Genomic DNA, 7,007 nt, shown 5'->3' with positions numbered 1-7,007 from the left:
CGAAAGCAGGTATGCCTGAAAGCGTGCGTATTGCCTGAAAACACAACCCGCTACGGGGGAGACTTACCCGAAATCTGATTTATTCAACAAAGCCATCCAGTGCCTGAAAGAAGGCTGGGCATCACAGGCATTTGTCAGGTCGGTGTTACAGACGTTCCGTCATCATGATTATGACGCTTTCCTCATTGAGAAGCATCACCGCAGTATCGTTTATTCAGACGAAATGTGGACTCTGGCCGTCCAGCTGGGGATATCTAAATTCATCAGGCCGCCAAAACTCACACATGAGAGAACACGTATCCGTGTAGAGCCATTCAGTAACGGTGAAAAGGAATACAAATAACATCGCAGAGAAACTGTCAGGCCGATGGATAGCGGCCTGACTACGTTACTTAACCCAGTCTTCCAGAACCAGACCCGGCACCCGCTCAAACTCTCTTGTATTATTCGTCACCAGGATGGCGCCCGCCGCGATGGCGTGTCCGGCAATGGCGGTGTCGTTCGGGCCGATCGGCGTCCCGGCGAGGCGCAGCGCCACCCGGATGTCCGTCGTGGCGTCCACCGCAGCCCGGTCCCAGGGCAGGATGGCATCGAGGCGCGCGCAGAACGCGTCGACCAGCTGAATATGGCGCGGCGAGGCCTTCGGGCCGGTGGCGCCGAAGCGCATCTCGGCATACGTCACGGCCGAGACCACGATGCGATCACCGCGCAGCACCACCTGCTCCAGGCGCTTCAGCACCGCTGCCGGCTGCTCGCGCATGATGAACGAGCAGATGTTAGTGTCGAGCATCCAGGTTTTCTTCATGGATCAAAGCGTCCTTCGTCGCTGACCACATCCTCACGCTGCGCCATAAAGTCCGGATCGGCCCTGTCTAGCTGCGCGAACGAGCCCCAGGTCGGCCGGACGGGACGCAGAATGATGCTGTCCCCTTCCCGGACGATCTCCAGCTCGCTGACGCCGTCAAAATCCAGGTCCCGGGGCAGACGGATGGCGCGGTTATTGCCGTTTTTAAATATCGATACTGTGCGCATGGATGTTCCTCCGGCTGATCATGCATGATGTATGAGTGCATATGTGCAGTATATGCCTGCCGGATGGGTTTGTATAGGTGTAACATATGCAGATGACTGGCATATGCGTATGTCTGCCCTATGCAGATGCGCGGCATATGGATATGCTGTGCATATCCTGCTTTCTCATTTTTCCACCGCAGATCCGAAAACTCCCAGTTCCGGATCTGCTTTCCGGCCTCCGGTGCGCAGCGGCCCGGAAACACAAGATGTAGCGGTGTTACCAGCTGAGGATGACGCTATATGTTGTGTCCCTCCCCTGCCCCGCGACCGGCCGCTCACCACCGGAAAACGCCGCTTTGCTTATTCTCTCACCGTGGTACACTTCCGGAAACTTCGTAAAGCGCGAAAAGTCGGATCCGGACGGAACGGCCGTCCTGTAATTTAACGGCGTGGCTGTATGGCTGCTTGTTATCTCTAAGGTGATTATTTTGTATGTGAATTTCACGAAGTGAAATTAATGGCGACATAACAGTATGTTTCAGGCGGGCGTGAGTCAGCTGCATCCTTACGCTATACTGATATGCATATCATCAGTATGTATTCCGGAGTGCATTATGAAGCAGCGCATCACTGTCACCATAGACAGCGACAGTTATCAGTTACTGAAATCCGCAGACGTCAATATCTCCGCCCTGGTGAACAGGGCCATGCAGAATGAGGCCCGTCGTCTGCGTTCCGAACGCTGGCAGGCTGAAAATCAGGAAGGGATGGCCGAGGTTGCCCGCTTTATTGAGATGAACGGTTCATTCGCCGACGAAAACAGGGACTGGTGAGATGCAGTTTAAGGTTTATGCCTATAAAAGAGAGAGCCGCTATCGTCTGTTCGTGGATGTGCAGAGTGACATCATCGATACCCCCGGGCGACGGATGGTGATCCCGCTGGCCAGCGCCCGGCTGCTGTCGGATAAGGTTTCCCGTGAACTCTATCCGGTGGTGCACATCGGGGATGAAAGCTACCGCCTGATGACCACGGACATGGCCAGCGTCACGTCCTCCGTCACCGGGGAGGAAGTGGCCGATCTCAGCCACCGGGAAAATGACATCAAAAATGCGATAAACCTGATGTTCTGGGGAATTTGACAGCCTCCCCGCCCTGAAAGACATCGAGGATGTCAAAACGAAGCATTGCCGCAGAGCTTAACCCTCAGCATGAACTGCCCTCCGGAGCGGATGCCCTGCAGGCTTTCGCGGGGTCAGCTTAAACGAACGGTTCACACAAACACCCTTAAGTCAGTAAAAGGAAACCAGATGAACAGAACTGATGGCGAACCAGAGACAGACGTGATGGCCACCGCTTTCAGCACCATGCGCAAGTACGGCATGAATATCATCACCGCCACGCAGCATATGGATATTAATGCTTACGTGAAATCCGATCCGCGGATGCCGAGAACGCGGCTGCGTCGTTACCTGGGACAGTACGGCCTGCGCGGTGAGGCCCTGAGCGCGGAGGTAAGACGTATCGTCGCTGGCCCTGAACGACCAGATAACACGCTGAAAGCCGGAATCTTCTATACGTGGCCCTATGGCTGGGAGCCTGCGGATTTCACGCCAGTGATGAGGCGCATTTTCAAGGGAAAGCGCACCCGCCATGTGATGTTGTTTGATGAACTGCCTCAGCTGTTTGGCAAGAATGACTATTGAACCGGATACTATTTTTGAGGCGAGGTATGGGTACACCAACATTTAGCTCATTTAACGATGTGGTCCGGGAGCTTGAGGATGTATATGGCCACCAGGAGCTGTGGCTTTATTCTGGCCTTAATGAGGACAGCCCCATCGAGACAGCCCGCAGGCGTCAGAAATGGCGATCTCCAAAAATTCTCAAACGAAACGGCAGAATGGTGGCAGAACAATCAGGCCAGCCTGATTTCTGGGTGCTCACGGGTGACTACCATCTGCCGCAGTCTGAACACAGCGCTCCGCCGTGGAAAGCCTGCCTCATCAATAAGGTCTTTAAAGTGTATTGTTCACTTCACTGTTAGGGAAAAAAACATGACCGACTGTGTTACCCGGACTGGTGACGACAAAACAATGTGGCTCGTGACATTGCCGGAGATCATTACAAATAACAGTACCCGCCAGGAGGAAAATCTGGTCGTTATTCTGAGCAGGGAGGAATCGTGGGGGCCAACTTCTGACCATTTTCCCGACGGATTGTACCGGGTCTCCTGCATAATGACACTGTACCTTGCCGATACCGAACTGACGAAGACTCAGACTTTCACTGCAATCTACTGGCCTCAACAGAAGGCCCTGCATCTGTTTACAGATGAGTTCAGACTGGAACGCCGCCTGCAGGGACTCGGCCTGGGTAGCTGGATCACGCAGCAGTTTGTTCTCTGGGCCAGAGGCCTTCCGCCAGCAACCCTGGTTTTGCCGATTGAAATTTCCCGGGTTGATGAAGAAAACGAAGAAAACAAGATCCGGAGGGACAGGCTGTGGCACGCAATGGGTTTCCGGTTCCCGGCGGGGGAAACCAGCTCAATGCCGCTGCGGGCAGACGAACTGCAGTTGCCACGGGGCAGGTGCTCAACGCTCCGGGTGGAGCCCCTGGTATCCGCGGTACGCCGGCTGGAAGACTGTTATCGCGGGCTGCAGGAAAAAATCGTGCAGCTCGAAGGCAAAAAACGGTCGCAAAAACAGTTAATTACTTCACTTAAGAATCGTCCATTTTATCATCTGTTGCACAGGAAAGAGGGCCAGCTCCCGGACGAGAAATGTGACGCCCTGCCGCTGCGGGCAGAAAAACTGTCTCTGCCGCAGAGCGGGGATTCAGACCTGGAGGTGGCGCAACGGGCAACCGGGGTCATCCGGCTGGCTACCCTGTGTGCTCAGTCGCAGAAAAGAATCCTGGAGCTGGAAAGGGAGCTTGCCTCGCAAAGTGAGGAGCTCGTTGACCTGCAGGCACATCCCTTTTTTAACCTGCGGGATAAATACCGCGGCCAGATCCTGTTCTGGGGATGGGGGATGGGTTTTCTGTGCTTTATCTACTGGATGTTGGTGTCATGAATGTTCCCGTTCCATAGCCACCCACTGAAGAGGAGTGAAACCTGTGCCCGAAAATATCGTGTCTACCGTCATTGACGGGGTAGTTTTGTTTGTGACTTCGTCTGTTTTCTGGCTGGCCGTCGCTGGCTGGTTAGTCATCCTGACTCCGGTAATATTACGAAGAAAATTCTCGGCAAAGAAAAAAATTAACAGAAATTATGAATAACCTGGTTCCAGTTGGATCTCCGGCATCTCCCGGAACATTGCTCCCGGTGGCCATCGATTACCCTGCCGCCCTCGCCCTGCGCCAGATGGCGCTCGTGCAGGATGAACTGCCGAAATACCTGCTGGCGCCGGAAGTCAGCGCCCTGCTCCATTACGTGCCGGATCTTCACCGCAAGATGCTGCTGGCGACGCTGTGGAACACCGGCGCGCGCATTAATGAAGCGCTCGCGCTGACCCGGGGGGATTTTTCGCTGGTGCCGCCGTATCCGTTCGTGCAGCTGGCCACGCTCAAGCAGCGCACCGAGAAAGCGGCCAGGACGGCAGGTCGTGCCCCCGCAGGCAGTCAGGTCCATCGTCTGGTTCCCCTTTCCGATCACCACTATGTCAGCCAGCTGCAGATGATGGTGGCCACCCTGAAAATTCCGCTGGAAAGACGAAACAAGCGCACCGGCAGAATGGAGAAGGCACGTATCTGGGAGATCACAGACCGTACCGTGCGCACCTGGCTTAGCGAAGCGGTGGAGGCCGCAGCGGCCGACGGGGTGACGTTCTCAGTACCGGTTACCCCCCATACGTTCCGTCACTCCTACGCGATGCATATGCTGTACGCCGGCATACCTCTGAAGGTTTTGCAGAGCCTGATGGGCCACAAATCGATCAGTTCCACGGAGGTCTATACGAAGGTGTTTGCGCTCGATGTCGCGGCACGGCACCGGGTGCAGTTTGCTATGCCGGAAGCTGAAGCTGTTGCGTTGATAAAAAAGTTAACCCCAAACCAATCTACATAGGTCAACTATGGGTAATACCCCAGGTTTCGACCTAAAGTAGTTCTTGTGTGGGAAACAGTCCAAGCTTAATGGGGGCTTATCCAGCCTCACTTTTTACAGCTTTCAATCACATTAATTATGTTCAGAAAGGCCCTCATTGCCCTAAAGAAAAAAAATGCAGCCATGAAAATAAGGAATAATTGAGATACAACTCCTGCTAAATCATGGTTGCTACCAGCCACTGATAGCAACGTAAATAGTAATGCAAGCGAAAAATGTAAGGCGATTGTAGTATTTGAATTCATGTATATCCCCTTATGTATAGGACTGAGGCCATCCGCAAATTTTCACTATCGCGAAGTTGTTGCCTCGATATAAAAGGTGTTACCACCCTGAACAAGATAACAAGATAACAAGATAACAAGATAACAAGATAACAAGATAACAAGATAACAAGATAACAAGATATTATCGTTGTTTCGCTTCTGCGATTAATCTGGATATCTCTGTTTTTGATAAACTTTTTAGTGCCTCTACCGCTGCCCTGACTACGTCAGAACGATTCACTCTGCTTTTACCTGAAATCATTTCACCCGCTATAAGATCATCAATGTCTTTTAAGTTTTCTTCAAAAAAGGAAATGCTCACTGGTTTTGCTTTACTTACAGCCAATGGTCTCTCTGAAGTCACTTTGGTATTATCAATACCAGCAGTACCACCGTTAATAAACGCTGCCTCATCACGAGATGGAGTATTTGCTCTATTTCTCACAGAATAACCTCTTTAACTAACGATTCGATTTCTTGTTGTGCTTTGTCATTTTGCGTTTCAAAAATTGTCATTGATTCTGCCCAGGCATCTCGATGCGCTTTTCGATCACAAACTCGGGAACTAGCCAGACGCATTTCAGGATAATCCTTGAGTACGTCAGCTGCCTGATTTGCTTCATTGACAAACATGTTCGTGGGCGTCATGTTTAAAACGAGATATCCCCGGACGTCCTCATTAAAATCTTTTGCTGCTGTAAAAACAGAGCATGTATGAGGCACTACATCCAGGTCCATCTGAGAAGGCCGCAACGGAGAAATGAATACGTCAGCGGCCATCAACCCACTACGCATTTCTGCACTGTCGCGGCCAGCACAGTCTGCGATGACAAAGTCATAAGATTTCTCGTGTTCCTTTAGCATGGCTTTGATGTTGCCTGTTGCGCCAGTAACCGGAATATGGGGAAGATCTTCAGGACGATTGTTGTACCAGGTCAATACAGATTTCTGGTCATCTGCGTCGACAATGATCACTCTATTGCCCAGTGACATCAGATACGCAGCTATAGATACCGCCAGTGTACTTTTACCAACCCCACCCTTTTGACTACCCAATACTATTATCATCATAGCCTCATATTAAATTGTTAAGTTAACAACTTAATATTGCCAAACAGGCGACAATATTGCAATTTCTTTATTAAGTTAATATCTTGTTAAGTTGTTAACTGTGTGATTTATAACTGAATTGTTTTTGTATCTTAACAAATTAGTAAGATGTTAGGATAACAATATAACAAGATAGCAAGATAACAAGATAACAAGATGGCAAAGTGGTGCCTTTATCCGAAATCCCCATAGAACCACATAATGCGGCTTTCAACTCCAGGCTACCTTTAGGGAGGGTAGTATCAACCAGTTATGACCGCGTGAAGCAAAAAGTGGGGCGTAGTGGGAAGCCTTTGAATCTTCGGTGTGTCGAAGTGGGGAGTCGGTGAGACAAATTTGGTAAAAGGTGGTGAGAAGCGGGATAGCTTCTCACTTCTATCCAAAAAGGTGTGTTGAAGTGGGAAGGTGCGTAAGTATATACGGCACTGTTGCAAATAGTCGGTGGTGATAAACTTATCATCCCCTTTTGCTGATGGAGCTGCACATGAACCCATTCAAAGGCCGGCATTTTCAG

The 7,007-nt window shown here is 51.1% G+C and carries 10 protein-coding genes; 6 read left to right on the top strand and 4 right to left on the bottom strand.

The features are described 5' to 3' along the window. Positions 1 to 388: 388 nt before the first annotated feature. Together ACOTXF_RS23380 and vapB are read right to left on the bottom strand one after the other, a co-directional pair. A complete protein-coding gene (locus ACOTXF_RS23380) occupies positions 389 to 805 on the bottom strand; it encodes a type II toxin-antitoxin system VapC family toxin (RefSeq protein WP_000754567.1) in 417 nt (138 codons plus the stop codon). Continuing rightward, positions 802 to 1,032, bottom strand: coding sequence for a type II toxin-antitoxin system VapB family antitoxin (gene vapB / locus ACOTXF_RS23375; protein WP_023293777.1), 231 nt, complete (start codon positions 1,030 to 1,032; stop codon positions 802 to 804). Before vapB ends, ACOTXF_RS23380 begins: the two co-directional genes overlap by 4 nt. A gap of 596 nt (positions 1,033 to 1,628) precedes the next feature. Between vapB and ccdA the strand changes: the two genes are divergently transcribed. The 6 genes from ccdA (at position 1,629) to ACOTXF_RS23345 (ending at position 5,078) form a co-directional block, all read left to right on the top strand. Further along, a complete protein-coding gene (gene ccdA, locus ACOTXF_RS23370; protein ID WP_001568025.1) occupies positions 1,629 to 1,847 on the top strand; it encodes a type II toxin-antitoxin system antitoxin CcdA in 219 nt (72 codons plus the stop codon). A gap of 1 nt (position 1,848) precedes the next feature. Further along, a complete protein-coding gene (gene ccdB / locus ACOTXF_RS23365) occupies positions 1,849 to 2,154 on the top strand; it encodes a type II toxin-antitoxin system toxin CcdB (RefSeq protein ID WP_013023785.1) in 306 nt (101 codons plus the stop codon). Positions 2,155 to 2,358: 204 nt separating this feature from the next. Next, a complete protein-coding gene (locus ACOTXF_RS23360; protein ID WP_025380813.1) occupies positions 2,359 to 2,718 on the top strand; it encodes a hypothetical protein in 360 nt (119 codons plus the stop codon). Between the two features lie 26 nt (positions 2,719 to 2,744). Beyond that, on the top strand, positions 2,745 to 3,059 hold the full coding sequence (locus ACOTXF_RS23355) for a hypothetical protein (RefSeq protein WP_053389906.1): 315 nt from the start codon (positions 2,745 to 2,747) through the stop codon (positions 3,057 to 3,059). A 10-nt stretch (positions 3,060 to 3,069) separates the two neighbouring features. Next, on the top strand, positions 3,070 to 4,086 hold the full coding sequence (locus ACOTXF_RS23350; RefSeq protein WP_017899884.1) for a hypothetical protein: 1,017 nt from the start codon (positions 3,070 to 3,072) through the stop codon (positions 4,084 to 4,086). 197 nt (positions 4,087 to 4,283) lie between these two features. Then, on the top strand, positions 4,284 to 5,078 hold the full coding sequence (locus ACOTXF_RS23345) for a site-specific integrase (protein ID WP_004197635.1): 795 nt from the start codon (positions 4,284 to 4,286) through the stop codon (positions 5,076 to 5,078). A 447-nt stretch (positions 5,079 to 5,525) separates the two neighbouring features. Here the strand turns inward: ACOTXF_RS23345 and ACOTXF_RS23340 are convergent, their stop codons facing one another. Both ACOTXF_RS23340 and ACOTXF_RS23335 read right to left on the bottom strand, forming a co-directional pair. After that, positions 5,526 to 5,828, bottom strand: coding sequence for a hypothetical protein (locus ACOTXF_RS23340; RefSeq protein WP_071571079.1), 303 nt, complete (start codon positions 5,826 to 5,828; stop codon positions 5,526 to 5,528). Next, the gene (locus ACOTXF_RS23335) at positions 5,825 to 6,451 is read right to left on the bottom strand and encodes a ParA family plasmid-partitioning AAA ATPase (protein WP_004197649.1); all 627 of its coding nucleotides are present in this window, start codon (positions 6,449 to 6,451) and stop codon (positions 5,825 to 5,827) included. The genes ACOTXF_RS23340 and ACOTXF_RS23335 overlap by 4 nt, the downstream gene beginning before the upstream one ends. Positions 6,452 to 7,007 lie beyond the last annotated feature (556 nt).

It is taken from the genome of Enterobacter cloacae complex sp. IR53041 (assembly GCF_049238285.1).
Lineage (GTDB): Bacteria > Pseudomonadota > Gammaproteobacteria > Enterobacterales > Enterobacteriaceae > Enterobacter > Enterobacter roggenkampii.
Note: the sequence above shows the minus strand (reverse complement) of the source record. Positions and strands in the feature narration are given on the sequence as shown.

Coding starts and splice junctions, on each gene's coding strand:
- ACOTXF_RS23380 (WP_000754567.1), bottom strand. CDS start 805: ATGAAGAAAACCTGGATGCTCGACACTAACATCTGCTCGTTCATCATG.
- vapB (WP_023293777.1), bottom strand. CDS start 1,032: ATGCGCACAGTATCGATATTTAAAAACGGCAATAACCGCGCCATCCGT.
- ccdA (WP_001568025.1), top strand. CDS start 1,629: ATGAAGCAGCGCATCACTGTCACCATAGACAGCGACAGTTATCAGTTA.
- ccdB (WP_013023785.1), top strand. CDS start 1,849: ATGCAGTTTAAGGTTTATGCCTATAAAAGAGAGAGCCGCTATCGTCTG.
- ACOTXF_RS23360 (WP_025380813.1), top strand. CDS start 2,359: ATGGCCACCGCTTTCAGCACCATGCGCAAGTACGGCATGAATATCATC.
- ACOTXF_RS23355 (WP_053389906.1), top strand. CDS start 2,745: ATGGGTACACCAACATTTAGCTCATTTAACGATGTGGTCCGGGAGCTT.
- ACOTXF_RS23350 (WP_017899884.1), top strand. CDS start 3,070: ATGACCGACTGTGTTACCCGGACTGGTGACGACAAAACAATGTGGCTC.
- ACOTXF_RS23345 (WP_004197635.1), top strand. CDS start 4,284: ATGAATAACCTGGTTCCAGTTGGATCTCCGGCATCTCCCGGAACATTG.
- ACOTXF_RS23335 (WP_004197649.1), bottom strand. CDS start 6,451: ATGATAATAGTATTGGGTAGTCAAAAGGGTGGGGTTGGTAAAAGTACA.